The organism is Pseudomonas sp. PH1b (genome assembly GCF_000633395.1).
Taxonomy (GTDB): domain Bacteria; phylum Pseudomonadota; class Gammaproteobacteria; order Pseudomonadales; family Pseudomonadaceae; genus Aquipseudomonas.
The window spans coordinates 21,177-46,984 of record NZ_AYMU01000012.1 but is presented as its reverse complement, the minus strand read 5'-3'; the positions used below and the strand labels follow the sequence as shown (position 1 = coordinate 46,984).

General features: G+C 58.3%; 23 protein-coding genes and 3 pseudogenes. 8 read left to right on the top strand and 18 right to left on the bottom strand.

Going from position 1 to position 25,808, the window contains the following annotated elements; all coding sequences use genetic code 11:
* Positions 1 to 2: 2 nt before the first annotated feature.
* The 3 genes from mrdA (at position 3) to U873_RS0120860 (ending at position 4,973) form a co-directional block, all read left to right on the top strand.
* Positions 3 to 1,913, top strand: a complete 1,911-nt coding sequence (mrdA, locus tag U873_RS0120870) for a penicillin-binding protein 2 (protein WP_025130090.1) — start codon at positions 3 to 5, stop codon at positions 1,911 to 1,913.
* Positions 1,914 to 2,029: 116 nt separating this feature from the next.
* Positions 2,030 to 4,393 (top strand): penicillin-binding protein 1A, encoded by a 2,364-nt coding sequence (locus U873_RS0120865; protein WP_029978541.1) that lies wholly within the window; start codon positions 2,030 to 2,032, stop codon positions 4,391 to 4,393.
* 148 nt (positions 4,394 to 4,541) lie between these two features.
* Positions 4,542 to 4,973: a hypothetical protein gene (locus U873_RS0120860; RefSeq protein ID WP_025130088.1), complete on the top strand. Its 432-nt coding sequence runs from the start codon at positions 4,542 to 4,544 to the stop codon at positions 4,971 to 4,973.
* Positions 4,974 to 5,305: 332 nt separating this feature from the next.
* Here U873_RS0120860 and U873_RS0120850 read toward each other — a convergent pair whose 3' ends face one another.
* Complete coding sequence (locus U873_RS0120850) at positions 5,306 to 5,662, bottom strand: DUF6572 domain-containing protein (RefSeq protein WP_025130087.1); 357 nt, start codon at positions 5,660 to 5,662, stop codon at positions 5,306 to 5,308.
* A 525-nt stretch (positions 5,663 to 6,187) separates the two neighbouring features.
* On the opposite strand from U873_RS0120850, the pseudogene U873_RS37625 reads away from it, so the two are divergent.
* Both U873_RS37625 and U873_RS37620 read left to right on the top strand, forming a co-directional pair.
* Positions 6,188 to 6,958, top strand: a pseudogene (locus U873_RS37625) (MCP four helix bundle domain-containing protein); the annotation flags it as partial.
* On the top strand, positions 6,950 to 7,813 hold the full coding sequence (locus tag U873_RS37620; protein ID WP_371261328.1) for a methyl-accepting chemotaxis protein: 864 nt from the start codon (positions 6,950 to 6,952) through the stop codon (positions 7,811 to 7,813). The pseudogene U873_RS37625 and the gene U873_RS37620, both read left to right, overlap by 9 nt.
* Before the next feature lie 513 nt (positions 7,814 to 8,326).
* Here U873_RS37620 and U873_RS0120840 read toward each other — a convergent pair.
* Together U873_RS0120840 and U873_RS0120835 are read right to left on the bottom strand one after the other, a co-directional pair.
* Positions 8,327 to 8,785: a hypothetical protein gene (locus tag U873_RS0120840; protein WP_025130085.1), complete on the bottom strand. Its 459-nt coding sequence runs from the start codon at positions 8,783 to 8,785 to the stop codon at positions 8,327 to 8,329.
* A gap of 32 nt (positions 8,786 to 8,817) precedes the next feature.
* Positions 8,818 to 9,186 (bottom strand): antibiotic biosynthesis monooxygenase, encoded by a 369-nt coding sequence (locus U873_RS0120835; RefSeq protein ID WP_025130084.1) that lies wholly within the window; start codon positions 9,184 to 9,186, stop codon positions 8,818 to 8,820.
* A gap of 132 nt (positions 9,187 to 9,318) precedes the next feature.
* Between U873_RS0120835 and U873_RS0120830 the strand changes: the two genes are divergently transcribed.
* Positions 9,319 to 9,747 carry a MarR family winged helix-turn-helix transcriptional regulator gene (locus U873_RS0120830; protein WP_043274614.1) on the top strand — a complete coding sequence of 143 codons (429 nt, stop codon included), beginning with the start codon at positions 9,319 to 9,321 and terminating at the stop codon, positions 9,745 to 9,747.
* A gap of 75 nt (positions 9,748 to 9,822) precedes the next feature.
* Here U873_RS0120830 and U873_RS34470 read toward each other — a convergent pair.
* The 4 genes and pseudogenes from U873_RS34470 to U873_RS0120810 form a co-directional block, all read right to left on the bottom strand.
* Positions 9,823 to 10,026 (bottom strand): annotated as a pseudogene (locus U873_RS34470) (type II toxin-antitoxin system HicB family antitoxin); the annotation flags it as partial.
* 30 nt (positions 10,027 to 10,056) lie between these two features.
* Positions 10,057 to 10,755 (bottom strand): arsenical resistance protein ArsH, encoded by a 699-nt coding sequence (arsH, locus tag U873_RS0120820; RefSeq protein ID WP_025130082.1) that lies wholly within the window; start codon positions 10,753 to 10,755, stop codon positions 10,057 to 10,059.
* A gap of 9 nt (positions 10,756 to 10,764) precedes the next feature.
* Positions 10,765 to 11,235 (bottom strand): arsenate reductase ArsC, encoded by a 471-nt coding sequence (locus U873_RS0120815; protein ID WP_025130081.1) that lies wholly within the window; start codon positions 11,233 to 11,235, stop codon positions 10,765 to 10,767.
* 63 nt (positions 11,236 to 11,298) lie between these two features.
* The gene (locus U873_RS0120810) at positions 11,299 to 11,646 is read right to left on the bottom strand and encodes a metalloregulator ArsR/SmtB family transcription factor (protein ID WP_025130080.1); all 348 of its coding nucleotides are present in this window, start codon (positions 11,644 to 11,646) and stop codon (positions 11,299 to 11,301) included.
* 219 nt (positions 11,647 to 11,865) lie between these two features.
* Here U873_RS0120810 and U873_RS0120805 point away from each other — a divergent pair, with 219 nt between their 5' ends.
* The gene (locus U873_RS0120805) at positions 11,866 to 12,411 is read left to right on the top strand and encodes a hypothetical protein (protein ID WP_025130079.1); all 546 of its coding nucleotides are present in this window, start codon (positions 11,866 to 11,868) and stop codon (positions 12,409 to 12,411) included.
* Positions 12,412 to 12,665: 254 nt separating this feature from the next.
* On the opposite strand, the gene U873_RS0120800 is transcribed toward U873_RS0120805, so the two are convergent.
* Genes U873_RS0120800 through U873_RS0120790 form a run of 3 tightly spaced genes read right to left on the bottom strand, consistent with a single transcriptional unit; the run spans position 12,666 to position 14,189 of the window.
* A complete protein-coding gene (locus U873_RS0120800) occupies positions 12,666 to 13,097 on the bottom strand; it encodes a carboxymuconolactone decarboxylase family protein (RefSeq protein WP_025130078.1) in 432 nt (143 codons plus the stop codon).
* Between the two features lie 28 nt (positions 13,098 to 13,125).
* Positions 13,126 to 13,746, bottom strand: coding sequence for an FMN-dependent NADH-azoreductase (locus U873_RS0120795; protein WP_025130077.1), 621 nt, complete (start codon positions 13,744 to 13,746; stop codon positions 13,126 to 13,128).
* On the bottom strand, positions 13,743 to 14,189 hold the full coding sequence (locus U873_RS0120790) for a GNAT family N-acetyltransferase (RefSeq protein WP_025130076.1): 447 nt from the start codon (positions 14,187 to 14,189) through the stop codon (positions 13,743 to 13,745). The genes U873_RS0120795 and U873_RS0120790 overlap by 4 nt, the downstream gene beginning before the upstream one ends.
* An 87-nt stretch (positions 14,190 to 14,276) precedes the next feature.
* Between U873_RS0120790 and U873_RS0120785 the strand changes: the two genes are divergently transcribed.
* Positions 14,277 to 15,680, top strand: a complete 1,404-nt coding sequence (locus U873_RS0120785; RefSeq protein WP_025130075.1) for a PLP-dependent aminotransferase family protein — start codon at positions 14,277 to 14,279, stop codon at positions 15,678 to 15,680.
* 456 nt (positions 15,681 to 16,136) lie between these two features.
* Here U873_RS0120785 and U873_RS37615 read toward each other — a convergent pair.
* From U873_RS37615 to U873_RS0120765, 8 genes and pseudogenes are all read right to left on the bottom strand, one after another.
* A pseudogene (locus U873_RS37615) lies at positions 16,137 to 16,319 on the bottom strand (hypothetical protein); the annotation flags it as partial.
* 2 nt (positions 16,320 to 16,321) lie between these two features.
* Positions 16,322 to 16,951 carry a His-Xaa-Ser repeat protein HxsA gene (hxsA, locus tag U873_RS35365; protein ID WP_081818692.1) on the bottom strand — a complete coding sequence of 210 codons (630 nt, stop codon included), beginning with the start codon at positions 16,949 to 16,951 and terminating at the stop codon, positions 16,322 to 16,324.
* A complete protein-coding gene (gene hxsC / locus U873_RS0120780) occupies positions 16,948 to 18,177 on the bottom strand; it encodes a His-Xaa-Ser system radical SAM maturase HxsC (protein WP_025130074.1) in 1,230 nt (409 codons plus the stop codon). Before hxsC ends, hxsA begins: the two co-directional genes overlap by 4 nt.
* Before the next feature lie 5 nt (positions 18,178 to 18,182).
* Positions 18,183 to 19,670: a His-Xaa-Ser system radical SAM maturase HxsB gene (gene hxsB, locus U873_RS0120775; RefSeq protein WP_025130073.1), complete on the bottom strand. Its 1,488-nt coding sequence runs from the start codon at positions 19,668 to 19,670 to the stop codon at positions 18,183 to 18,185.
* On the bottom strand, positions 19,667 to 20,035 hold the full coding sequence (locus U873_RS35360; protein WP_256244651.1) for a His-Xaa-Ser system protein HxsD: 369 nt from the start codon (positions 20,033 to 20,035) through the stop codon (positions 19,667 to 19,669). The genes hxsB and U873_RS35360 overlap by 4 nt, the downstream gene beginning before the upstream one ends.
* Before the next feature lie 551 nt (positions 20,036 to 20,586).
* Positions 20,587 to 20,868, bottom strand: coding sequence for a hypothetical protein (locus U873_RS0120770; RefSeq protein WP_025130072.1), 282 nt, complete (start codon positions 20,866 to 20,868; stop codon positions 20,587 to 20,589).
* Positions 20,869 to 21,765: 897 nt separating this feature from the next.
* Entirely contained in the window at positions 21,766 to 24,576 is a 2,811-nt protein-coding gene (locus U873_RS35350; RefSeq protein WP_256244681.1) for a metallophosphoesterase, read from the bottom strand.
* Between the two features lie 438 nt (positions 24,577 to 25,014).
* A complete protein-coding gene (locus U873_RS0120765; protein ID WP_025130071.1) occupies positions 25,015 to 25,803 on the bottom strand; it encodes an amino acid ABC transporter ATP-binding protein in 789 nt (262 codons plus the stop codon).
* Between the last annotated feature and the right edge of the window lie 5 nt (positions 25,804 to 25,808).

Genomic DNA, 25,808 nt, shown 5'->3' with positions numbered 1-25,808 from the left:
CCATGCCGCAAATCAGTAACTTCAATCACCAGCAAACAGAAGATGCCATCGTCTCCAAACGAATAATGGCCAGTGCCGTGCTGGTGATCCTGCTGACAGGGGCACTGGTGGTCAGGCTTTATTTCCTGCAAGTGACGCAACATGACTACCAGGTGGCGGTGGCGGAAAAGAACCGCGTGCACTTAAGGCTCATCCCGCCAGAGCGGGGGCTTATCTATGACCGCAACCACGTGGTTCTGGCCGATAACGTACCCAGTTTCAACTTGACCCTGACCCGCGAACGCGCCGGGGATGTCAGTGCCGTCATGGGCCATCTGCTGCGGATTCTGCAATTGCCCGAGGCCGAACGCAGCAGGATCGAGAAAGAACTGCGCCGCGCAAGAAGAGCCTTCGAGCCCGTGACGCTGATGCTGGACCTGACGGAAAAACAGATCGCGCAGGTGGCGGTCAATCAGTTCCTGCTGCCCGGTGTCGAGGTCCAGGCGCAGTTTCTCAGGCAGTACCCCCAGGGCGAGCATTTTGCCCACTCGGTGGGCTATGTCGGGCGGATCAACGAGCAGGAATACAAGCGCCTCGACCCGGCCCGATACCTGCGCAGCCAACTGATCGGCAAGACCGGGATCGAGCGTTTCTACGAAGACGCCCTGCATGGCCAGATGGGCTTTGAAGAGGTCGAGACCAACGCCCAGGGCCGGGTGATGCGGGTGTTGCGCCGGCACAATCCGATTGCCGGGCAGGACATCGTCCTGACCCTGGATGTGCGGCTGCAAGGTGCGGCAGAGGAGGCCCTGGGGGACCGGCGCGGCGCCGTGGTGGCCCTGGACCCGGCCACCGGCCAGGTGCTGGCCATGGTCAGCCGGCCGAGCTTCGACCCCAACCCCTTCGTCAAGGGCATCTCTGCGCCCGGTTACGCCGCCCTGCGCGACTCGGAGGACATGCCGCTGTTCAACCGGGTGCTGCGCGGGCTCTATCCGCCGGGCTCGACCATCAAGCCCATGGTGGTGGTGGCCGGCCTGGACAGCGGCGTGATCACCCCCACCAGCCAGGTGTTCGACCGCGGCTACTTCGAGCTGCCCAACTACAAGCACAAGTACCGCAACTGGAACCGCGGTGGCGAAGGCTGGGTGGACATGTACGACGCGATCATGCGTTCCAATGACACCTACTTCTATGACCTGGCCCACAAGCTGGGCGTCAGGCGGCTGCACAGCTACCTCAGCGAATTCGGCCTGGGGCAAAAGGTGTCCATCGACCTGTTCGAAGAGGCGGCGGGGTTGATGCCGTCGCCGGAGTGGAAACGCGCCACCCGCCGGCAACAGTGGTACCCCGGGGAAACCCTGATTCTGGGCATCGGCCAGGGCTACATGCAGGTCACGCCCCTGCAGCTGGCCCAGGCCACCAGCCTGATCGCCAACCGCGGCGTCTGGCACCGGCCGCACCTGGCGCTGGCGGTGGGCGGCCAGGCGCCGGTGGACCCCAAGCCGATGCCCAACATCGTGCTGAAACAGGCGCGAACCTGGGATCAGGTGATCCAGGGCATGCAGATGGTCATGCACAACCCCCGTGGCGTCGGCCGCGCTGCCGCCCGGGGCGCGCAGTACCGCATCGCCGGCAAGAGCGGCACGGCGCAGGTGGTGGCGATCAAGCAGGGCGAACGCTACAACCGCAACAAGACCCATGAACGCCATCGGGACAACGCGCTGTTTGTCGGCTTCGCCCCGGCCGAGCATCCGGCCATCGTGGTGGCGGTGATGATCGAGAACGGCGAGGCCGGGGCCCGGGTCGCCGGTCCGGTGGTGCGCAAGGTCATGGATGCCTGGCTGCTGGATAGCCGTGGCCAGCTGAAAGCGCAGTTCGCGGCACCGGCGGCCCTGGAGCCCAACCCCAGCCCGCTGACGGTGAATGCCAGCTAGCCGCGCAGGCGTTGTCCATGTGGGGCTGACGCGGCAGGCCCGAGGCTGCAGCCTGTAGCGCGCAAGACACCGGCCAGGGCTTCAGGGCCCGCCGCGTTCGAATTCAAAAACGCTCAATGAGGAAACTACGGGTGCGAGTCATTCACTATCTGGGCTGGAGCCTGCTGGCGCTGATCAGCGTGCTGCTGCTCGCCGCCAGCGGCACCTACCTTTATCTGCAACCCCAACTGCCCGATGTCGAGGCTCTCAAGGACGTGCACCTGCAGGAGCCGCTGCAGGTCTTCAGCCGGGATGGCAAGCTGATCGCCGAGTTCGGTGAGGTGCGGCGCATACCCCTTGCCAGCGCGGACATTCCGCCGGATTTTCGCTCGGCCTTGATGGCCGCCGAGGACGGCAACTTCTATCAGCATGCCGGGGTCGACCCGGTCGGCCTGCTGCGGGCTGCGCTGCAACTGCTCAAGAGCGGCCACGTGCGCTCCGGGGGCAGCACCATCACCATGCAAGTGGCGAAGAACTTCTTCCTCAGCCGCGAGCGAACCCTGTCGCGCAAGCTGACCGAGATCCTCCTGGCCCTGCAGATCGAGCGCAGCCTGAGCAAGGAGGAAATCTTCAACCTGTATGTGAACAAGATCTACCTGGGCAAGCGCGCCTACGGCATCGCGGCGGCGGCCAACATCTACTACGGCAAACCGGTAGCGCAGCTGAGCCTGGCCCAGGTGGCGATGATTGCCGGGCTGCCCAAGGCGCCATCGCGCTACAACCCGATCAATAACCCGGCCCGGGCCCAGCAGCGTCGCGACTGGATCCTGGGGCGCATGTACGAGCTGGGCAGCATTGATCGGCAGCGTTACCAAGCCGCGTTGGCGGAAGGCGTCGATGCCAGTTACCACGCTCCGGAGCCGGAGGTCGATGCCCCCTATATCGCCGAAATGGCCAGGGCGGACATGCTCCGGCGCTTTGGCGATGAGGCCTATACCCTGGGCTTGCGGGTGGTGACCACGGTGCCCAGCCAGTTGCAGGCGTCGGCCACCTCGGCGTTGCGCAACGGCTTGAAGACCTACGACAAGCGCCACGGCTACCGCGGCCCCGAAGGCCATTTTGCCGGCAAGGTCAGCGATCAATGGCCCGAGCAACTCAAGCGTTATCCGGCCTATGGCGGCTTGCAGGCGATGGCGGTGACCCAGGTCTTCGAACAGAGCATCAGCCTGGTGGACGCCAGCGGCCAGCAACACTCCGTGCCCTGGAGCAGCATGAAATGGGCGCGTCCCTACCTCGGCCACAGCGCCCTGGGGCGCGTGCCGGCGCGGCCGGCCGATGTGGTCAAGGTCGGGGATGTGGTGCGCGTCGAGCGGCAGAACGACTCGTTGCTGAGCTTCAGCCAGGTGCCCAGGGCCCAGGGCGCGCTGGTATCGATCGCCCCGGAAGACGGGGCGATCCAGGCGCTGGTGGGGGGCTTTGATTTTCAGCAAAGCAGCTTCAACCGGGTGCTGCAGGCCAAGCGTCAACCCGGGTCGAGCTTCAAGCCCTTCATCTACTGCGCGGCCCTCGACAGCGGCTACACCCCGGCGAGCCTGGTCAACGATGCGCCCATTGTCGTGGGCGGCGGCGACGCCGGCCCGGTGTGGCGCCCGCAAAATGAGAACCGCACCTTCCTCGGGCCGATTCGCCTGCGCGAAGCCCTCAACCGTTCACGCAACATGGTCTCCATCCGCCTGCTGCAAGCCATGGGAGTGGACAAGACCATCGACTACATCGCGCGCTTCGGCTTCAACCGCGAGGACCTGCCCCACAACCTGTCCCTGGCCCTGGGCACCGCTTCGGTCACGCCCATGGAGGTGGTGGCCGGCTGGAGTACCTTCGCCAACGGCGGCTACAAGATCAGCCCGTACTTCATCGAACGGATCGAAGACCGCAAGGGCGCGCTCCTGTTCCAGGCCCGTCCGCCAGCGGCGCCCACCCCGCAGCAGCCGGCCCCCGAGATACCGGCGGAACAGATCGTCGACAGCCGCACCACCTACCTGCTCACCAGCCTGCTGCAGGGCGTGGTCCAGCGTGGCACCGGCCGCGCCGCCGCGGCCATGCATCGCCCGGACATCGGCGGCAAGACCGGCACCACCAACGAGGCCAAGGACTCCTGGTTCACCGGTTACAACGGCCACAACGTCACCAGCGTCTGGGCCGGCTTCGACCAACCGCAGAGCCTGGGACGGCGCGAATGGGGCGTGACCATCGCGCTGCCGATCTGGATGGAGTTCATGACGGCCGCGCTTGAGGGCACGGCGCCTTATTCCCAGGCGGAGCCGGCTGGCATCGTGACCCGGCGCATCAACCTGGAGGACGGCACGGCGGCCAGTGCGGATTCTTCCCGCACGGCGATGGAGGTGTTCAGGAGTGACAATGCGCCGCCGGTGGGCGCAGGTGAGGGGGCATCCGTCGACGGCGCCGCGGACATGCAGCGCACGCTGCAGGAACTGTTCTAGTGGCGGGGCAGGGCCCTGATGGCGAGAACCGAACCGGCGATTTTCCAGCAACCGTTGCGTAATGAATATTTGGCCATAGGATGTGCGCGTTGCCGATGATGATCGGGCCCCATCGTCATGATCCTTTACTCAGTTTCAAGGTTGATGCATGAATCCGGATGACTTCAAGAAATTCAATATCGGTTCAATTATTCGGGCCACTGAAAGCTCTGCTGCGCTCAAACACCAGCTCGGGTTCCTGATCAAGGTTCTGCAAGAACTGGATATCCAGTTCTCCGACTGCGAGCAGGATCCTTTGCGCCTGGCGAAAGCCTATGTTGCCGGGGAAATTCCTGTTGAGCGCTGCAAGGCGCAGGCTGCAGTCTGGTGGGCAAAAATCGATGAGCAAGGAGCACTACGAGGGTTCAAGGATCGGGAGGTGTTGCAGGCACGACTGGCCATTTGTCTGCTGGCGAATGATGAGGACGATCTTTCCGTGTTGGGAGATAACCTCTCGTGGTTTCTTGAGGTATTGGGTTTCTTGAATGTGGAACCGATGAAGCCCATTGCAATGATGAGAGAGTATTTCGAGTTCAAATAGAATTTCATTCGCGCCCGGCTACCTCGCCAGTACCCTGGCCGGCAGCCTGACTACAGGCAAGGGCCCATGGGGTTTGCTGGCTCCAGCCGTCACGCGGGCGGGGTGCTCGAAGCGTGTTTCCAACTGCACTGACTTGTGCGGCTGCAGAAGGAGGGGGAGGGCGCACTGATGACGGTGGCGCGAGCCTGTTCCGAGCGCCCGCACCGGCAAGAGGAGATCGAGGGTTTTTCCATGAGCAGCATGTGGATTGCATGGCGCGTGATCGGGCGCTGATCCTGCCGGCATAAGGTATTGCTGCGCGCTGCTCGATCAGGGAGCGCGCAGGGGGCGAGCTACAGGCTGGGAGCTTCTGCGTTCACTTTGAGCTCGAAATCGAAGCCAATGCCGCGCTCGTTGAGGATCTCGGTAATGCGTTTGAAAAACCAATCGACTTGCTCGGGCAGTTCGTGCAAGCCCAGCACTCGGATAATCAGGCGCTTGCCGCAGGCATCGGGGATTTCGCTGTAGATCTCGTCACTTTCGATAAAGGTGATGTAGGTGTTGATCTTCTCTTGCAGCAGGAGCAGGTGTTCGCTGTGTGCCGCTTCGTCACCCCATTCGAGGGGGTCGACCATGATCAACAGCAGGCTGTCGGGCGCGGAATTGGGGATTGCCCAGATATCGATGACTGCTGGATTGGTGATGGACATTGCTGATCCTTCAGAACGTGGGGGGGCGGCATTGTATGCCATAGCGACTGGTTTCTTCAGGGGGCAGTCGGTGGTCGCCGTTCTGGCGCGTGGGCGAAGCCAGGGTGGGTTTGCCGGGTCTTGCCTCGTTCAGGCGCAACCTTGTCGAGCGGGCGGCGAGGGGTTTTTAACCGCGATCGGATCGACGGTAGTGACAAAATGCCATCATCTGCTATGGCTTGTTAGGCCCCCCGGTGGATACACACCGGGCTCCAGGTGCCATTGCCCAGAACAATCGAGACGGCGCGGGCCGCGTTATTCGACTTAACTGATGCTCACCCGCCCAGGGGGTGGTTCATGGGCGCAGGAGGACGGAGTGGGGCCTGCGATCCCGACAGGCCTGGATTGACCCGAGTGAGTATCGACGTTGCCGTGCCGGGTGGGCCGCTGACCCAGTCGTCGGCTTGTTTGCCGCTCTCTGACACTCAGTCGATAGCGTGGAACGACAGCAGGGAAGTACCGACCATTCTATTAGAGAGATAAAACATGAACGTCAGGACAATGAATCTTGCACCCAGGTCTGCCGCCTTTTTCTCGCTCATTGTCCTGGTGGTGTTCGCCCTGGGCATTGTCGCGGTGCTGCAAATGGGCAAGCTGCGAGACTCCGAGCAGGATGTCGAAACCAACTGGATGACCAGCATCCGCGAGATCGGCAAGATGAAGACCGGCGTCTTGCGCCTGCGTCTGGAAAGCATCCGCATCACCGTGACCACCGACGAACAGCAGCGCCAGACCCGCATCGCCTCGTTGAGCGGTTATCGATCCACCCTGCAGAACACCATCAGCCAGTACGAACCCCTGATCACCGGGCCGGCGGAGCGTGAGCTGTACCAGGCGGTAGCGACCGATGTGCAGGGCTATTTCAAGCTGCTGGACGAGCTGGAGCCGCTGCTGCGCAGTGGCGACAACGCCGCGGCCATTGCCTTGATCAATACCCGCATCAGCCCCATGACCAATGCCATGCAAGAGAAGATGGACAAACTCTCGGACTTCAATGACGAGGGCGCGAGGCAGGCGGGGATTACTGCCGCGTCGGTCTACAGCGGCGGCCTGACCCTGGTGCTGGTGTTGATGGGGGTGACCGTGGTGCTCACCGTGGTGCTGGCCACCGTGCTGACCCGCAGCATCACCTCACCCATCAGCGACGCCCTGGCCGTGGCCGAACGCATTGCCGGCAGCGACCTGTCCCGGGAGATCGGCGTCAGTGGCCGCGATGAAGCCGGCCGCCTGCTGGCCGCTCTGGCGCAGATGCAGAGCAACCTGCGGGAAACCATCGCCCACATCGCCGATTCCTCCACCCAGCTGGCCTCGGCCTCGGAAGAAATGACCGCCGTGACCGAAGACGCCAGCCGCGGGCTGGTGCGGCAGAACGACGAAGTCAGCCAGGCGGCCACCGCCGTGACCGAAATGAGCGCGGCGGTGGACGAGGTGGCGCGCAATGCCGAAGCTGCCGCCCAGTCTTCCCGCGAGTCCATGGAATTCACCCGCTCCGGCATCGACAACGTGGCCCAGACCCTGAAAGCCATCGAAGGCCTGGCCGGCAACGTCGCCAGCACTGGCGAGCAGGTCAAGGCCCTGTCCAGCCGCGCCCAGGACATCAGCAAAGTGGTGGAAGTGATTCGCGCCATTGCCGAACAGACCAACCTGCTGGCCCTCAACGCCGCCATCGAAGCGGCGCGGGCCGGCGAGCAGGGCCGCGGCTTTGCGGTGGTGGCCGATGAAGTGCGGGCGCTGGCCCACCGCACCCAGCAGTCGACCCAGGAAATCGAACAGATGATCACCGCGATCCAGGCCGACTCGACCCACGCGGTGAGCGCCATGAACGTCAGTGCCGAGATGGCCAACAGCTCGATTGCCGTGGCGCAGAACGCCGACCAGTCCCTCAAGCAGATTGCCCAGGCGATTACCCAGATCAACGAACGCAACCTGCTGATCGCCACCGCCTCGGAAGAACAGGCCCAGGTGGCGCGTGAAGCGGACCAGAACCTGACCAGCATTCGCGAGCTATCGATCCAGAGCTCGGCGGGGGCCAGCCAGACGGCCAGCGCCTGCGGGGAGATGGCCAATCTGGCGATCGAGTTGAACCGATTGGTGGCGCGGTTCAAGGTTTGAGCGCGTTTTTTTTGCCCTACGATGGCCTGTCCCCTCCGTAGGAGCTGGCTTGCCAGCGAAGGCGCCGGCCCAGACGCTGCATGGCTTACGGGCCTCTTCGCCGGCAAGCCGGCTCCTACAGAAATGTTTGCTGGTTGGGCCTCCGTAGGAGCTGGCTTGCCAGCGAAGGCGCCCGTCCAGGCGCTGCATGGCTTACGGACCTCTTCGCCGGCAAGCCGGCTCCTACAGAAATGTGTGCTGGTCGGGCCACCGTAGGAGCTGGCTTGCCAGCGAAGGCGCCGGCCCAGGCGCTGCATGGCTTACGGGCCTCTTCGCCGGCAAGCCGGCTCCTACAGAGATGTGTGCTGGTCGGGCCACCGTAGGAGCTGGCTTGCCAGCGAAGGCGCCCGTCCAGGCGCTGCATGGCTTACGGACCTCTTCGCCGGCAAGCCGGCTCCTACAGAGATGCGTGCTGGTTGGGCCACCGTAGGAGCTGGCTTGCCAGCGAAGGCGCCCGTCCAGGCAACGCATGGCCTACCGGCCCTGAGGCATGGCCCTCTGCAACCGACCGCTAAGCCGCAAACCATCGCGTACGTTCAACCCCATCAAGGTGAGGTTGGTGGCCCCAGCGATCAGTTCGATGATCTGCACCAGGTAAAACCCCGTGTCGAAGCTGCCTGCCGACGCCCATTGGTTGAGCGCAATTGCGCAGGGCACGAGCAGCAACAGGCCGTTGGCGGCAATCAAGGGCATGCGCTTTTTCTTCGAGGCGATCAGGCGTCCCTGTCGTGCCCGGCTCAGCCCCATGCCGCTGGCTCCCGCCAGGGCCATCGCCGGGATCAGCACCCAGAGCCCGGGGCTGACGATCAGGTGCTTGAGCTGAGCGATGGAATGCCGGCTTCCCATGCTTTCCACCAGCAGGGTCGAGACAAAGAACGTGGCGATGCACAGCAGGGCCAGCAGGCTGGCGCTCAGGTGAAGTCGTTTGAGCATGGGGCTATTACCGTCAGTCGATTGGGCTGTGTTCACACCGTGCAGATATTCGGCACGGCGACCTTGGTGAACAGATGGGGCATGGCCAGGGCACTGGAGGGGTAGCGGCCCAGGGCGTTGGCGAAATCCGGGTGGCTGAAGGCTTCGCGAAAGCGCTCCACCGACTCCCATACCGCGTAGTTCAAGAACATGCAGCTGCCACCTATGGCCTGATGGAGCTGGGTGGAAATGTACCCGGCACGCTGCTTCATCCAGTTGGCATCCAGCTCCCAGGCACGCAGCAGGTCGGGGATATCGTCCTGGTCGACGGTGAATAGGTTGACCAGCACCACCGGCGATTCGCTGCACTGGAGTTGCTGGTGAATGGGAACCACGGGATCGAGCGGGCGGATGGACAACATGACGGTCTCCATAATGTAAATATGATGACAAAGTGGTGCGATGGGCAAAAACTAGCTCGATTGACATCATCATGTCAATGTGGAAAAGTTCGCGGCATGAAAAAACCAAACCACACCCCCGCTGGACGCGCCATGACCGATCTGGTCCTCGAACTCTTTCGAGCCAGTGCGCGCATGCTTACCGCAGGCGACCGCCTGGTGGCCGAGATCGGCCTGACCAGCGCCCGCTGGCAACTGCTTGGCACGATCGTGGCTGCCGAGCGGGCGCAGCCGGTGTCATGGATTGCCCGCGACATGGGCGCCAACCGGCAGAATGTTCAACGCATCGTCAATGACCTGGTGAAGGATGGCCTGCTGGAATTCCAGCCCAACCCGCACCACCGCCGGGCGCAGCTGGTGCTGCTGACGGCGGCGGGAAAGGCCGCATTCGATCAGGCATTGAAGCTGCAAGCGCCCTGGATCAACGAGCTGGCGCAGGGGTTGGAGGTTGAGGAGATCCAGACAACCCACCGGGTGCTGAACCAACTGCGCAATCGGCTTGAGCAAGACCAAGGCGAATGAGCCATGCCGGCCTGAGGACGACCCTCCAACCTGACGGCGTTCTGCATTGGCCCTGTTCCTCGGTTGACCCTGTGCTTAGCGCCCGAGCTTTTCCAGCGCCGCATCGGCCAGAAAGGATGACCGGCTCTTGATGTTGTGCGCTCGGACAAAACGGTCGATCTGCTGAATCACATAACCGGGCAAGGTCACGTTGACCTTCTCGGTCTTGCCCAGGTAAGGCGTGATGTCGATCTCCAGCATGCCTCAGCCCATCCTCGCGAAATTGGGGGTAGCGCGGTGCGAAGGCTATGAATAGGCCAGCGGTTCCGCTCAGATTGAACGCTGGTTGACCCGGGCCATCAGTTGCTCGGCGCTTTCCTTGCGCTCGGAATAGCGGTCCACCAGAAACGCCTGGCGGTCGCGCAGCAGCAGGGTGAACTTCACCAGCTCTTCCATCACATCCACCACCCGGTCGTAGAACGGCGAAGGCTTCATCCGCCCGGCGTCGTCGAATTCCATGTAGGCCTTGGGCACGGAGGATTGGTTGGGGATGGTGAACATGCGCATCCAGCGCCCGAGCACCCGCAGTTGATTGACCACGTTGAACGACTGGGAGCCGCCGCAGACCTGCATCACTGCCAGGGTCTTGCCCTGGGTCGGACGCACCGCGCCGAGCTCCAGCGGAACCCAGTCGATCTGCGCCTTGAACACTGCCGACATCGCCCCGTGGCGCTCTGGCGAACACCAGACCTGGCCTTCCGACCACAGCACCAGCTCCCGCAGTTCCTGGACCTTGGGATGGTCCGCCGGGGCATCGTCGGGCAAGGGCAAACCGGAGGGGTTGAAGATCCGCGTCTGGGCACCGAAATGCTCCAGCAGGCGCGCGGCCTCTTCGACCAGCAGCCGGCTGAAGGAGCGCTCGCGGGTGGAGCCGTAGAGCAGCAGGATGCGCGGCTGGTGCGCGTCCGGCGTCGATGCGGGCGTGCCGTCGAACAGGTTCAAGTCCAGGTTGGGCAGGTGCTCGGACATAGGTCCTCCTTAGAGCGTACCGATGCGATCGAGCTCGGTCTTGAGCTGATCGCGGCTGAGGTGGTTGAAGGGCAGTGCGAAGAAGGCCGTGCAGCGCTGCTCGATCTGCGCCAGGGTGGCGCGGAATGCAGCGTCGATCGCTGCCTCTTCACCGCGCACATCGGACGGGTCCGCCAGCCCCCAATGGGCCTTCAGCGCCGGGCCGAAATACACCGGGCAGCTTTCACCGGCCGCCTTGTCGCAGACGGTAATGACAATATCCGGCGGGTTGTCGGCGAAGGCGTCATTGCCCTTGCTGTACAGGCCGTCGGTGGCGATGCCGGCTTGCTGCAAGGTCGACAGACTACGTGGCAGCACCTGGCCCTTGGGGAAGCTGCCGGCGCTGACCGCCGCGAACCCCTCGGGCGCCAGGTGGTTGAACAGGGCTTCGCAAAGAATGCTGCGGCAACTGTTGGCCGTGCACATGAACAGGACTCGCATGGGAAGGCTCCTCCGCTTGGGGCGGACGTCAGAGGCTCAGGCGCAGGGCCAGGGCCGAAAGGGTCAGCAGCAGGCGGCTTCGCGAACGGGGCGGCCATCCATGTTCTGCAGGCGCGCGGCGTTGTCCTTGAGCCAGGCGGTGTTGGCCTTGGCCGTCACCTGCAGAATCTCCTGGACCCAACCCGGCAACTCGGGGTTGAGGCGGTAATACACCCACTGGCCCTGACGGCGATCGAGCAGCAAGCCACTGCTGCGCAATTGCGCCAGGTGGCGGCTGATTTTCGGCTGGCTGTCGTCGAGTGCACACATCAGCTCGCAGACGCACAGCTCACCCTGATCGGCGATCAGCAGGGTGGCGCGCACGCGGGTTTCGTCGGCCAGGCTTTTGAAGACTTCGGGAGGCGTGATCATGCTCGCTCCTTGTATGTGGAAAATCGAATATACGGATATCCATATGTATAGAGCAAGCCAGAAATTGTCGAGCCGCGACTCTGGCTCGGCAGGAGGGGCTGTTCATGGACGTGCACTGCCGCCCAATGCACTATTGCGACGGATTTTTCAGCCAGCCATTACCCGCTCGTCGAAGACAGCGCCCTCGACGGGCCCCATGCCAAGGAAGTCATCAGATCCATGACCGTCAGCGAACTGCTTGCCGCCATTCGTAAACCCTATGTCGAGACCCTGGCGCGTATCGCCGCAGAGGGGGCCGCGCATGTTGAGCCGGCCTACCGGAACAGCGACGGCTCGCTGGCGGTTGAAGGAGCCATGGCCACACCTTGCCGGGTGGACGTGATTGCAGCCGAGAGTGGGGAACCGGTGCAGGTCGACTCCGAAGCCGAGCTGGGCTTTGAGCCAGTGCGTTTTGCGATTGAGCAGATGGCAGTGGGGATCTCGCCCTTTGGCTGGGACTGGTTGCCCCTGGAAGTGCAAGGCTTGAGCCTTGAGCAGGCCTCTGAAGTGATTCGCACGTGGTTCTTTGCGTGGTTCGATGGCGAAGATGAAAACCCGCCAACCGAAGAAGGGCTGCAAGGGGTGCTGCACTTTGTGTCGGACCCGGAGGCTACGGAGGAGGGGTACCGGTTCAAGATTGACTTGGGATCGGTTCCAGCAGAAGTGCTGGAAGAACTGCTGTTTGCATTGGCCGATGCCGGCGCCACCGGAGCTTTCCTCGGATAAAGAGGGGCGCCAAACGGCGCCCCCTCGACCGACTGATATCGCCCACCTGCAACCGATCCCCTGTAGGAGCTGGCTTGCCAGCGAAGCTCACCAACGATGACGCGCAGGCACCTGCCTACCGCGTGCACCTGGAGGCGGGTGGCGGCCAACCCGGCACCCTGCCGGGTTACCCACGGCTCAATGCCTGCCTTCGACCATCCTCTCTACAGGGGCCGGAAGCCCCAAAGCCAACACTGTCAACGGCGACCTCACTCTCAGAGCTTCATACCCACCGCCAGCCGGTTAAAGGCGTTCATCAAAGACACGGCCAAGGTCAGGTCGGAAATCTCAACCTCGCTAAAGTGCGCTTTCAGCGGTTCGTACAGCTTGTCCGGCGCGCCCTTGTCGTGGACGTAGGTGAGGGTTTCGGTCCAGGCCAGGGCCGCGCGCTCGCGTTCGCTGAACAGTTCGCTGACCCGCCAGCCGGCCAGGCAATCCAGCTTGTCTTGCGCCACTCCACACTCGCGCAGGGTCTGCGAGTGCTTGCCCAGGCAGAACGAGCAGCCGTTGATCTGCGACACACGCAAATACACCAGTTCCAGCAAGGGCAAGCCCAGGTGGCTGGCGGCCAGGGCGCTGTTGGTGGCGAGCAGGCCTTGATAGGCGGCCGGCGACAGAGTGGCAAAGGGCAGTCTGAGTTGGCTCATGGTGAAACTCCGATAGGGGAAAAAGTGATCAAGCACAAACGAGAGGGTTGAACAGTGGCTGCAAGGACAGTGCGCTGCGGGCCTCTTCGAGGGTTGCACCCACGGCCTCGTCACCGAACACCAACCCCTGCAGATAAGTGAACTGCAGGTCGAACAGGCCGAGGGTGTTCAGCACCTGGCGCAGGTAAGGCGTCAGAAAATCCGGTTGGGCTGCCCGTTCGCCCTGGTGAAAGCCGCCGGAACTCACCAGCACATGCACCGGGCGGTCCTTGAGCAGGCCAACCTTGCCCTCTGGGCCGGAGCTGAAGGTACGGTGAATGCGCAGCACATAGTCGATCCACAGCTTGAGCGCCGCCGGCAGGGTGAAGTTGTGCATGGGCGTGGCGATGAGCAGGGCATCGCAACGCTCCAACTCACGAATCAAGCCTTCGGACACCTCGAACAGCGGCGCGTCGAAGGGCGTGGCGGTGGTCAGGGCGTGGGCGTAGTCCAGGCCCAATGGTGGCAACGGCTGCGCACCCAGATCGCGCTCGACCAGTTCAAGGTGCGGATAGCGTTGGCGCAGGGAGCTCACCAGTTCCAGTGCCAGCTGGTTGCCACGGGAAACTTGCCCACGGGGGCTGGCGTTGATCAGCAGCAGGTTGTTCATGCCGGCTCCCCACCCTGAAGTCGCTGGGTGAAGTGCATGCCCCGGGCCAGCAACCCCTGACGAAAATAGAAGCGCTGGGCCAGGGGCATATGCAGGCCGGTATCCAGCACCAAGTGCTCGCATTGATGCTGCACGGCCTCATCCCGCACCGCGCTCAACAGCCGCGCGCCCAAGCCGCTGCGCTGAAGGTCTGGGCTCACGACCAGGTCGTCGACGTAGATGAAACGCCCGTAGAGCAGGTTTTCCAGCTCGCGGTAACCCGCCAGGCCAACGATGCGCTCTGCGTCCCACGCGCCGAGCAAACGGTAGCCCTGCTCGGTTTGCCGGGCCAATTGGGCGACATAGGCCGCCGGGCTGGTGAGGTGGGGGCGCAAGACACGCATCAAGTCAAAACTGGCCGCCAGGGCCGCTTCGCTTTCGAGGTGTTGAAGGGTGTAGGGCATGTCCGTCATCCGCTGAAAAGAGATGACCCACTTTAGAAGGTCGATGGCTTAAGCTACAGAGCCAAAAAATGCATAAATGACTAGGCCATGATCCTTCCTTTCGAATTGGACCGCAGCCAGACGGCGCCGATCTATCGCCAGCTTTATCAGCGGTTTCGCGAGTCCATCGCCGATGGCCGCCTGCGTCCGGGTGACCGCGTGCCGGCGGTTCGCGCCTTGGCGGCGCAGCTGAACCTGGCGCGAGGCACTGTGGAAGCGGCCTACCAGTTGCTGATAGGCGAGGGCTACCTGATTGCTCGCGGGGCCGCCGGGACCATGGTCACACCGCAACTGGCGCCGGTTGCCGCGTCCATAGAACACGCCCCGGTGATTCCAACCACCTACCAGGCCACCCATGCCGGCACGCTGCCGTTGCCGCTGCAAATGGGCCTTCCGGCACTGGATGCCTTTCCGCGCAAACTCTGGACCCGCCTGGCGGGCCGGCAACTGCGACAGACGGGCCTCGAAGGCCTGATCTACCCGGACTCGCGCGGCTACGCCCCGTTGCGCGCGGCCATCGCCACCTACCTGGGGATTTCCCGGGGCATCAACTGCCAGCCGGAGCAGATTTTCGTCTGCGCCGGCTACCGCGCCTGCCTCGACCTGATCAGCCACACGCTGATGGGCCCGGGCGCCACCTGCTGGCAGGAGGAACCCGGCTACTTCATGGCCAGGAGCGCACTGCTGGAAGCCGGCGCACAGCTGGTGCCGGTGCCCGTGGACGATCAAGGCCTGGACGTCGCCCAAGGCATCGCTCGCGCCCCAGAGGCCGGCTTTGCCGTGGTCACCCCGACCCACCAGAGCCCGCTGGGCGTGTCGCTGTCGCTGCCGCGGCGCCTGGCCCTGCTGGACTGGGCCAACCGCCAAGGCAGCTGGATCATCGAGGACGACTACGACAGCGAATACCGCTACCAGGGCAAGCCCTTGCCGGCCCTCAAGAGCCTCGACCAGCAAGGCCGCGTGCTCTACACCGGCACCTTCAGCAAAGTGCTGTTTCCAGGGCTGCGCCTGGCCTACCTGGTGGTGCCTGCCGAACAGACCCCAGCGTTCGCCCGCCAGGCGGATCGTTTGCACAACCACTGCCCGCACCTGCTGCAGGCGACGGTCGCGGCCTTTCTCAACGAGGGGCACTTTGCCCGGCACCTGAACAAAATGCGCGGCCTGTATGCGCGTCGGCGGCAGTGGCTGGTGGAGGCGTTGCATCACGAGTTGGGTGGGCGTTTGCAGATAGATCCGCAGGCCGGGGGCATGCATGTGGTGGCTGGGCTGGGGGAGGGGGACGATGTGCAGATTGCCCAGCGGGCTCGGGAGGAGGGGATTGCGGTTGAACCGTTGTCACAGTGGTATCTGGGGGAAGAGGTTAGGCAGGGGTTGGTGATGGGGTTTACCAATGTGGTCAGTGCGGAGCAGGCGGCGAGCGTGGCGCTGCGGTTGGGGCGGGTTGTTGGGTGAAAGGCAGGCAACTGGCGATTTCGCAGCGAGCCCTGTAGGAGCTGGCTTGCCAGCGAAGCTCGCCAACGATGACGCGCAGGCACCTTTTTTCCGCGGGGGCTTGGGGGCGGGGGGTGTACATATCCGTTGCTGCGGGTGTGGCCACTGGCGGTTTCGCCCTTACGGCGAGTCCCTTTTTTTCAAACGCCAAAAAAAGGAACCAAAAAACGCTTGCCCCTCCACTCGGTGCCTCGCCTAGGCTCGGCATGCCCTCACTCCGGCATTGATCCGTGGGCCGCCGCCACAGGCCATCCATGGCCTGGGGCGGCTAACCCGGCGTCCTGCCGGGTTACCCACGGATCAATGCCTGCGTTCGGCCATCGTGGTTAACGGGGCAGGAAGATCAAAGGCCAAAGCCAGATCAAAAGCCAAAGCAAAGCCAAGCGCGTTTTACGCGCTGGTTGAGTTCAATGGCGTTCATGCCTCTTGCTCTGTTCGCCACTGAATCACCTCCAGCACCGCGCAACCCTCCCGAGTGAGCAGATGTACCCCTCGGGTGACACGCGTCAGATCGCAGTCGGCAATGTCTTTCAGGTTAAGCGTGGATAGCGTGTCCATCAGCTCCCGCACCATGGTGAAACGATGGGCCGTACTGTTGGCACCTAAGGAATGCGAATGCCCAATGCGTTTAATGTTGGTGTGTCCATCTGCCCGTTCACGGTCAGGCCGTTGTCCGTTTGAAACGACATCAGCGCTCCTCGAGTTCCTTTGCCCATCACGCCATCGATTGCTCCTTGGTAGTACCTGCGCACCATTAAGGCCGTTTGCACTCGTATGACCAGGTTGCTTTTCTGTACTTCGCTAGGTCGTGTTCGAGTAGTCGTTGAGGTCGAGCCTGTCGATGTACCAGATGATTGGTAAAAAGAGCTGCTGGTTGATGAGCCGGAAGAGCTGCTTGAGCCGTAATTCGAGCTGCTTGGTGTGTTGTAGCTGCGAGTGCTCGTGGCAGGAGGGTTGTAGTAGCGAGGCGCGCTATAGCCACTTGATCCACTGTAATGAGAGCTATGGGAGCTGTGCGAGCGGTGTGAACTATGCGAGCGGTGAGCTGCGTACATATTGGTCGCATCAGGGGCATTGAGCGTGTCGGCAAAGACTGGTGGCTGACTTTTCTCCCGTGGCTCCCAATTTGTATCGGCAAGTGGCATTGGGTTGGCCTGGGCAAGGTTGATACTCGCGACCGGCAACAGGGTCATGCCCCCAATCAGGATTTTCCAGCGATCAAGCAATTTCACTGTGCGCTCCTTGCGTAGGCATTGAATGCCTCAGTTGATAGTTGTTTTATCCCACGGCTTTGCCAGCGCGCGGTATGAGATTTGAAAAAGCCCGAGCATTGATGAGCTGCGGCGCATTGTTGGCAGGTGTCGATGAACAGATTTTTCCAGTCTGAGATGCTCTGGCGTGCAAAGCGTGAGAGATGCGCAGGTACCAGGCACAGAGGGAGGTTATAGATTGAGACCGGCAACCCTCGGTTGTGCAGAAAGTAAATGGCCTGACTTAGCGACTCTTGGTAATCCAGAGGATCAATCCACAGCTCCTCATAATGCTTTCGGGCTAAGCCAGTACTCTCTATACCCATCAGTGCAATATGTCGTACGAAGGGCAAATTACGGAAAATGTAGTGAGCGAGCTCTGGAAGTCGTGGCGTGGTCAGCCGGTTGAGGACGACGCGAATCTCGATGATCTGGTTGGCTCGAGCGAGGTTGTACAGCCCTTGGAGTGTTTCGCTGAAGGCCCCTGGCGCCTGCACTACGTGGTCATGATCTCTTGCGTTGTCGGCATACAGCGGGATGCCCCAACTTAGTTGCGGATGCTGGATATGAGCAAGTGACTCGATCCAACTCGGATCCTTGAACAGCCGGCCATTACTCAATATATGAATAGACTTTTGTCGAAGCACAGTTTTGCACTTGGCTAAGATTTCCAACAAACCGTCGCGGTAGAGCGTGGGCTCCCCGCCACTGATGCCTAGGTTCTCCTCGCCAGGATCCATTAGATCGATCAGACGAAGGTTCTCCTCAATGTGCCAACGATCATCAATATCCTTAGGTGGTTGGGAACACATCAAGCAGAGGCTGTTGCAACGATCAGTCATGAACAGCAGGTTACTGTCGGAGCCGCGTCGATAGAGAACTCGGACGATCGGGCTTCCGGGTGTTATGGCAATTACGTCACCTGGGCGAACGACATCTGGATCTTTTGGGGAGTGAAGTTGCAGCTTGCTTACCTCTGCATTCCCGCTAAGTTGTTCCGGAGTAAGGAAGCCTCCAACGGGTAATGATAGTAAGTGCGGGTTACGTTGAAGCTCGGCATCTGGTAGCCACAGCATTAGATCGTCGAAGCTCACGTCCCCAGCGCAGATGGATACGCCTTGTTCAATGAACTCGTCTACGGTGACGACCTTCAACAACTTAGGTTCAATTAGATGCTGGATCTCGAAATGGGTATCTTTTCTTAGCATCGTTCCTACCCTCGATACCCAGGGAAGAGGACTTCGGAGTAGGCGCGACGATTTAGCCAGGAAAGCAAGACGCTTTGGATATCATCGTCGCCATCTCTCAATAGTTCGAATAGATGTTGCAGTAGTCCTAGATTTTTCTTACAGAAGCTACTGAAGGCACGGTGACCAATCGGATCGCCTTGGCGTGCGAAGTGTTCCACAGGGTCGGCGCCGCAATAGGGGACGAGTGCGCAATCCACGCAGCCCGGTAGTGTTTCGGCAACACCACTTGCTAGCAATGCTTCCATGACTGGTGAGCGTAGTAGCTCGGCTAACGGCTGATGCACGCTGCCTAAACGCAAACCATCCTCGCCCATTTCCAGCAGCATTCTTGCTTCGTCAGATGGGTACACGTAGCCATCGTAGTTATAAACCAAGGCTGCGGTGCCGGCACCGGCAGGTGAGCGCAGATCGACATAGCCAGATGAGAAAGGCGTGAGGATGTTCTTTAGCAGTAGACTTGCGTAGCTCTCTGATAAGTACACACCTTGTTGATTGATCTCCAGCAGGTAAGCCAGCGCTTCCTTGTAGAACGCCAAATAACGTTCCATCGAGTAATCCAGCCGTTGTGCACCCTTCGAGGCGAAACCGTAGGGACTTAAGGGGCGAAGGGAGATACTGGAAAACCCCTGGGCTACATACTCGTCGATGATCGCTCTTGGTTGCTCAAGGCTCTTGGCCGTTAACGTCGTTAGAGCCGAGACAGCTTCATGGCCGAGGTGTTCGCGGACGCGACGAATGCCGTCGAGGGTTCGTTCATAAGAGTCTCGGGAGGGAGTGGGGCGGTTAGCGTTGTGTAATGACGCTGGCCCATCGAGCGAAGTAGAAAACTGGATGTGATGCTTCTTGGCGAAGACGATAACTTCTTCGGTCAAGTGATGGAGTGTGGTTGTGATGACGAATTGGATATCGCGCTGTTCCACGACGTTCCGTTCCACTATCCATTCGATGATCTGGCGGACGCGTTCAAAGGCCAATAGAGGTTCGCCACCTTGGAACTCTACCGTGAGGGCTCGAGCGTTCGACTCGAACATGCGGTCTACGGCAGCACGTGCATCTGCTTCGGAAAGGTCATGTCCAGAGCCACCCAAAGGTGCACGTGATACTTGGCAATACTGACATGTATGGTTGCAACGCAGAGTCACCACAAACAGGTGTAATGCAGGGCCTTGCAGGAGGAAGTCTTTCCGACTGCGGTACTGCGCCGCCATCTCCGGAATTGGATCGTGTTGATCTGGCTCGTAAATAAAATGACGAGCGAGTAGATCCTTGTATAGAGAGGTTCCTGGCTGTACACGCTTAAAACTTAGATCTCGAAGTTGTGGATCGGTGACATGGAGGTACTCGCCTGTTTCGGAAGTAAGCAGAATGTCCCGTTCATTTCCCGAGCTCATACGCATGAAGCGAAATGGCAGGAGGCGATAACCTTGGGTTTCGGTGGCTATCAAGGTCACTGAGGCAACCCACATCCAGTGAGTGCGGCACGTGCCAAGACTTCTCGCAATCCAGCCGTTTCACTATGGATGTGGTCACGTAAAGCAAAGTCATTCAGATGCTGAAGAACTAGCGCCCGTGCGTGATCAATAGAGAGGGCTGTTTGGGCGCTGGAAGGGTAGATCGTGAGGTTGATAAAGCCAGGCTCAGGAGTGATCTGAATAGCCAATTCAGCGGCCAAGCTATAGGCGGTTCTTTGCGCTGTGCTGAGAGGGTATGCGATGTCGCTGAGGTGCAGAGTGACTGGCCATGTCATCAATATCAATCCTTGAAAGCCCTGAAGAGTGTGCGGATTTTGCCGAGTTCCTGGGCGATTGGCCATCATTCGTCGCAGCTTTCTTTAAAATATTTCTGTGCTCGTGTTCTTGACTGCAATCGATTGGATTTAATGAAGTCCCGGCCAGGCGGTCCTGCGAACGGCAGCTGTCAAATCAGCGATTTCCCTGTGGGTGTCGGCTGCCAGCAAAACTCGTCAACGATGACGCGGAGTTACCTTCTTACCGCGTGCACTTGGGGGCGCTTGGCGTACATATCCGTTGCTGCGGTCGCGGCCACTGGCGGTTCCGCTCTTACAGCGGGTCACTTTGGAAAAGCCCCAAAGTAACCAAAGGGCTCCTGCCCCCGCATCCGGCGCCTCGCCTAGGCTCGGCGTTCCCTCGCTCCGGCATTGCTCCGGGGGCGCGCCGCCACAGGCCATCCATGGCCTGGGGCGGCTAGCTCGGCATCCATGCCGAGCTGCCCCCTACGCAACGCCTGCGTTCGGCCTCCTGAAGGGGCAGGAAGATCAAGGGCAAGATCAAAAGCCAAAACCAAAGCAAGATCAAAGGCTGGGGCAAAGCCAAGCGCGTTTTACGCGCTTATTGAATTCAATGGCGTTCAGGACTCTTGGCCTGTCCGCCACTGAATCACCTCCAGCACCGCGCAACCCTCCCGGGTGAGCAGATGCACCCCTCGGGTGACCCGCGTCAGATCGCAGTCGGCAATGTCTTTCAGGTTAAGGGTGGACAGCGTGTCCATCAGATCCCGCACCACGGTGAAACGATGGGCCGCACTGCTGGCCAGATCGTTCAGAGAGGCTTGGGTGTCGAGGTAGAAAACGGCTTGGTTGGCGTCGTGGGTGTCGACGGCGGTAAAGCGCGAGAGTGGCTGGTCAATCATCGGTACAGCTCCTGTGCAGGGAGCAATCACCTGAGTTGCCGACGACGAAGAAAATGACTGCTGTGCGCGCCTATGACGACCGGAGAACCATCGCGCACAGCCGTCATAATATCCTGTCGCGGGCACCGGAAAGGCGACTGCAAAGGTGCTGTGGACGCTGATGCTGCGTTGTAATTCGACCGGCCAAGGTCGTCGCGGATTTTGCTTCGCGGGGGGGACTGTAGTATCGACAAGTGAGTGGTGCAACTGAATATTGAAGGGATTATTTAAGTGGTTGTGTCGGAATGACAATATCTACTCAGGTAATTACGTAGTTTTACATGCTTGATATCTCCGTTTGCGGAGTCGTAGTTATATATGATTTGAGGGGCGTCAGTGCGAAGATTTCGCGTAAGTATGGACGGGGGCGGGCGGTAAGTAATGTGCGTGATAATGGATCTTTTAAAGTGGTCTATATAATTATTATTGGTGGGTGGGTAAAGTCCCGTTCTTTGTCGGTCGTGGTCGTTTTGTAAGTTTTGTATAAACAAATGTGCTGGGCTCTGAATGTTTATGCAGTAGGGGCGGTCTCTGGTAGGGGGCGCGTTGAGTAAATGTAATGATTTTTTTGACGCGGAATCTGCTGGTGAGTGTCTCTAAGAGGATGTTGTTTGTAAATAATTGACGTGAATCTTATGTTGTCTATTAATGTATGGCGGATTACTGCTCAGTGGTATAGCTAATGCTATTTATTAGAATTATTATTGGGTGGGTTATGGTTTTTTTGGGCGAAGGTAAGCTTAGTGTGGAGGGCGTAGGGGCTTTAAGGTCTGTTTAATCGGCAATATGTGGTTTGAGGCCGACTTGAAGGGCCGAGGCGATTTTTTTCGCCTCGGACATTGGTTTTTTCTGTGGGGACTAGCTTTTGCTAGAATCAATCCGCTCTAGGTTTTGAGTTAGTAGTGAAAGGTTTTCAAATATACAATTTTCAATATTTACTAACTTTCCGACGCTCGGGTTGATTGAGTACTTTTTTAAATGGATGCCAGTTTGTTTGATTTTTTCGATAGCATGTTTTCGCTCGTAAAGCTTAGCTCGCTTTCTATCTACCCGCTTTAGAAAGCTGGGAACATTTGTCTTTCCTCTTTTAGAAGGGCGGGAGTTTAAGAAGATACTAAGTAGAGATAGTGAGGCTTCACCTGCTTCTTCAAATATGGGGTCTCCTAGCTCTCTATATAAACGAGAGTAACAACTTGAAAGCCCGTTTAGCATCATGACTGCTTCGTCAATATTTAATTGGTTTGAGTCTGCGTCGTCGGAAATTGCATAAGTTGCTAGTAGAGCATTTTCCAAGTAGTTGCGTTCGGTACCTTCGCATACTGCCCATTCAAAGAAAAAAGCTCGGTGTTTTGGAGTGTATTGAAAATCTCTGATTAATTCGATTGCACTCTGAGAGTTTTCGTTCTTTCGATAAAAGTATGCAAGCTTTGTCAACAGGAAAGGGTTGTTTTGGTCTGCTTGGAAAAGCTTTTCTGCTAGATTAATGGCAAGTCGATTTTTTCCTGAGTTGAATAAAGAGTCGGCTAGATCAAAGCGCCAGAAGTTGATGTTGAGAATTTTTGTTTCTTTGCTGCGTTCTAATTCGCTTAAAGCAAGGTCGGTAAAGAACTCTGTGATGTCTTTGTCGTATTTGACTTCCAGTATTTCGACAATCGCGTCAGCAATATACTTGTGTCGTGTAAATATGGCTGTTGCTGTTGTTGTAGCTGCTGCCTCTTGGCCTAGCTTTCGTATTACTTCTTTCTGGAGTTTTGGTATCGATAAATTGAGGACGGCTGCAAGAGCGTCAAAGTTAAGCTTGTCAAAGTTTTCAGAGTGCATCGCAGCGATATAGCCGAGAGCATCTTTTAGACTTTTTTCATCGTTTATTTTTATTTGATCTAAACGCTCTAGCATTGAGTGAGCATGATCGAGAAGATCTCCTCCGTGGCGGCATAACAGCAATGCACCAAAGAAAGCTCCTGAACTCCCTTTAGACTCTTTTTTAGCATAGTATCGCAACTTTTCAACTCTTGTTTCGTGATCTAGTTCTGCTAGTTCTGCCCCAAGACCAGAGGGGCCGTAAGAACTCCAAGCATCAACTATATCGTTTGCATCTTTAGCGCTTAGATCTTTTAAGATAATCTCTTTATAAGTGGAAGCGTATCCCCAGGGTAATGTTGCCGCTCCAGAGGACTTCCAGTCAGAGTCGCGACTAGCTATTAAGAAGTCAATTTCTCCATGCAATTCTTCAGGGCGTGTCTCAATAAAGTTAAGGATTTTTTTTGCTTCTTGGTCTCCTTCGTCTATTACGATGAGCCAACTATGGTGTGATTTTAGAGTTTGGTAAAGTTGTTCTACTTCAAATGGCCTGATATTGTTTGTTCGGATTAGTATTTTTTTATCATTTTTTTCAGACACTATTTCATAGGCTGACTGAAGTAGGGCTGTGGTTTTACCTTCACACCCTGCTGCTAATATGGCACAAATAGTAGTTTCAGATGAGCTGTATGATGAAAGATAAGTGTTTTTTATTTTTGTGACAATTTCTCTTCTTGGAATCGATGTGGAAAGCGCAACCTTCCAATCTGGAGTTGCTCCATCGAAATATGCAAGAGCTGCTGCGTCGCTGAGGGGCTCTAAGTATTGGTTCAGAGAGTCTAAGTCAGCTGTTGCCCAACCACCTGGAAGGCGAACATTTTTTTTGGGTGATGTTTTTTTTAATTGTTTCTTAGGTATATCGTAATTCCACCAAGCACCATCCCTGTGCGCATCGTGAAGGTTACCGCCCGCCAACATCCAACTTTGAGCTTCATGACTCCATTCGTGCGGTTGCAGACTAACTTGACCTTCCTCTAGGTCAAGCTTCGCCCACAACAGGCCATTTTTCCACTTGCTTCCCTCAGGTGCTTGATAGGCCGCGCCTGTTTGAATTGCTAGAAACTCTTGTCCAGCACCATATGATGGTTCAGCCCAAGATGAATGCATGTGTCCGTGTAGATAGATTATATTATTGGAGCCGAATAATGACTTTATAGGGGTTGAGTGGTTTGGGGCAAACCATTCAAGCGGGTGATGGCCTAGTACAATCTTTACATCGCACTCTTGAATTTCTTCCAGAGCATTCCTTATTAGAGCAACTCCCGGCGAGAGTTTGCCTTTGTCAAATTCATCCCGACATAACCACGCGGTGTTTATTCCAATAATACCTAGCTCGATACTGTTGATTTTTAGCTTTTGAACGAAGCAGCCTTTTTGAAAGAAAATTTCATGGGAGTTTGTGAAGTTTAACTGTTGCGAGAAATTATCGAAGCGCGCGTTTAACATTTGCCGCTCTTCTAGCGATTCGACAGTCGGCTCGAATAGTCCTTCTTCAGTATTAAGGAATATCTCTCTGCTGAAGCCCTTATTTACTTTTCGAGATAGGTCGTGGTTGCCTGGTACTACGAATATCCGATCCTTGAATTCATTTCCCAGCATTCTGATCAACGGGTCCATAACCACTTCATTGAACTTTTCAAATTCTTCTGGTTTTCCAGAGTTAGAAATGTCGCCGGTAATAAAAATCAAGTTAGGCTCGACTTCTTTCTCTCTGAAATTTTCTACGTGGTCTAATATCTTACTGGCTATAAACTCTTGTTGAAAAGCGTTCTTCCCAAAATGAAAATCTGATAGATGGAGCCAATTCATTTTTTTCAAGTCTAGCATCCTTGTTTTTAGTGACCTCAAGTTATGCTATCAAAATGACTTCATTGAAGCCATTGGTTTATCAGCTTTGCGCATCACTGGCGCGCTGAACAGGGAGGCATACAGCTTTCAACTGCTATCTAGGCTGTCCAGATGTGTATAGATATAGCTCGCGCTATGTAGCGAGCCAAATGGACATAAGAGAAATTATGATTCACCTGAAGCCTAGTTTTTAAACTCTTGTGGATATAAAGAGTCAGAGGCTCCTATCATCTACTGATGAAGGTCTACTTCTGACGGTGAAGATGAATCAATTTTAAGAGTGTTGCCTCGGTGTGCAGTGGATATTTTAGCGGCATTTTTAGGTCCTTGTTTCGGGGGAGTGATGCCGCTTGTAGTTGTGGTGAGAGCTCATGTTCGTTCCATAATTTTCAGATTTTTTCAATGCACAATCTGCGCGAGAAACGCCTTAGCCCTCTCACTCTTCGGCGCCCCAAAAAACGCCTCCGGCGGCGCATCTTCCACAATCCGCCCCCCATCCAAAAACAACACCCGCTCCGCCACCTGCCTTGCAAACCCCATCTCATGGGTCACGCACAACATGGTCATGCCGCTGCCGGCCAGCTTCACCATCACATCCAGCACCTCACTCACCATCTCCGGGTCCAGCGCCGAGGTCGGTTCATCAAACAACATAATCTTCGGCTCCATGCACAACGCCCGAGCAATCGCTACGCGCTGTTGCTGCCCGCCAGAAAGCTGGCTGGGGTACTTATCCGCCTGATTCTCAATCCCCACCTTGGCCAGAAACCCCCGCGCCAGTTCTTCAGCCTTTTTCCGCGACAACCCGCGCACGGTCATCGGTGCCAGGGTGCAGTTGTCCAGCACGCTCATGTGCGGGAACAGGTTGAAGTGCTGGAACACCATGCCCACTTGGCTGCGCACCTGGGCGGCTTCGCGGGTGTTTTGCGATAGGTCGGTGCGGTCCACCAGGATGCGGCCTTTTTCGGCAATCTCCAGGCGGTTGATGCAGCGGATCAGGGTGGATTTGCCGGAGCCGGAAGGCCCGCAGAGGACGATGCGTTCGCCCTGGCGCACTTTGAGGTCGATGTTGTGCAGGACGTGGAAGGCGCCGTAGAACTTGTTCAACCCGGCAATATCGATCGCCACTTCGCGGTGGTCGGTGGCAACGGCGGGCGCGGCGGGAAGCGGGGCGGTCTGGGTCTGCATGGCGG

Excerpts from the sequence above, each read along its gene's own strand:
- mrdA (WP_025130090.1), top strand. The coding sequence starts at position 3 with ATGCCGCAAATCAGTAACTTCAATCACCAGCAAACAGAAGATGCCATC.
- U873_RS0120865 (WP_029978541.1), top strand. The coding sequence starts at position 2,030 with ATGAGGAAACTACGGGTGCGAGTCATTCACTATCTGGGCTGGAGCCTG.
- U873_RS0120860 (WP_025130088.1), top strand. The coding sequence starts at position 4,542 with ATGAATCCGGATGACTTCAAGAAATTCAATATCGGTTCAATTATTCGG.
- U873_RS0120850 (WP_025130087.1), bottom strand. The coding sequence starts at position 5,662 with ATGTCCATCACCAATCCAGCAGTCATCGATATCTGGGCAATCCCCAAT.
- U873_RS37620 (WP_371261328.1), top strand. The coding sequence starts at position 6,950 with ATGCAGAGCAACCTGCGGGAAACCATCGCCCACATCGCCGATTCCTCC.
- U873_RS0120840 (WP_025130085.1), bottom strand. The coding sequence starts at position 8,785 with ATGCTCAAACGACTTCACCTGAGCGCCAGCCTGCTGGCCCTGCTGTGC.
- U873_RS0120835 (WP_025130084.1), bottom strand. The coding sequence starts at position 9,186 with ATGTTGTCCATCCGCCCGCTCGATCCCGTGGTTCCCATTCACCAGCAA.
- U873_RS0120830 (WP_043274614.1), top strand. The coding sequence starts at position 9,319 with ATGACCGATCTGGTCCTCGAACTCTTTCGAGCCAGTGCGCGCATGCTT.
- arsH (WP_025130082.1), bottom strand. The coding sequence starts at position 10,755 with ATGTCCGAGCACCTGCCCAACCTGGACTTGAACCTGTTCGACGGCACG.
- U873_RS0120815 (WP_025130081.1), bottom strand. The coding sequence starts at position 11,235 with ATGCGAGTCCTGTTCATGTGCACGGCCAACAGTTGCCGCAGCATTCTT.
- U873_RS0120810 (WP_025130080.1), bottom strand. The coding sequence starts at position 11,646 with ATGATCACGCCTCCCGAAGTCTTCAAAAGCCTGGCCGACGAAACCCGC.
- U873_RS0120805 (WP_025130079.1), top strand. The coding sequence starts at position 11,866 with ATGACCGTCAGCGAACTGCTTGCCGCCATTCGTAAACCCTATGTCGAG.
- U873_RS0120800 (WP_025130078.1), bottom strand. The coding sequence starts at position 13,097 with ATGAGCCAACTCAGACTGCCCTTTGCCACTCTGTCGCCGGCCGCCTAT.
- U873_RS0120795 (WP_025130077.1), bottom strand. The coding sequence starts at position 13,746 with ATGAACAACCTGCTGCTGATCAACGCCAGCCCCCGTGGGCAAGTTTCC.
- U873_RS0120790 (WP_025130076.1), bottom strand. The coding sequence starts at position 14,189 with ATGCCCTACACCCTTCAACACCTCGAAAGCGAAGCGGCCCTGGCGGCC.
- U873_RS0120785 (WP_025130075.1), top strand. The coding sequence starts at position 14,277 with ATGATCCTTCCTTTCGAATTGGACCGCAGCCAGACGGCGCCGATCTAT.
- hxsC (WP_025130074.1), bottom strand. The coding sequence starts at position 18,177 with ATGCTAAGAAAAGATACCCATTTCGAGATCCAGCATCTAATTGAACCT.
- U873_RS35360 (WP_256244651.1), bottom strand. The coding sequence starts at position 20,035 with ATGATGGCCAATCGCCCAGGAACTCGGCAAAATCCGCACACTCTTCAG.
- U873_RS0120770 (WP_025130072.1), bottom strand. The coding sequence starts at position 20,868 with ATGATTGACCAGCCACTCTCGCGCTTTACCGCCGTCGACACCCACGAC.
- U873_RS35350 (WP_256244681.1), bottom strand. The coding sequence starts at position 24,576 with ATGAATTGGCTCCATCTATCAGATTTTCATTTTGGGAAGAACGCTTTT.
- U873_RS0120765 (WP_025130071.1), bottom strand. The coding sequence starts at position 25,803 with ATGCAGACCCAGACCGCCCCGCTTCCCGCCGCGCCCGCCGTTGCCACC.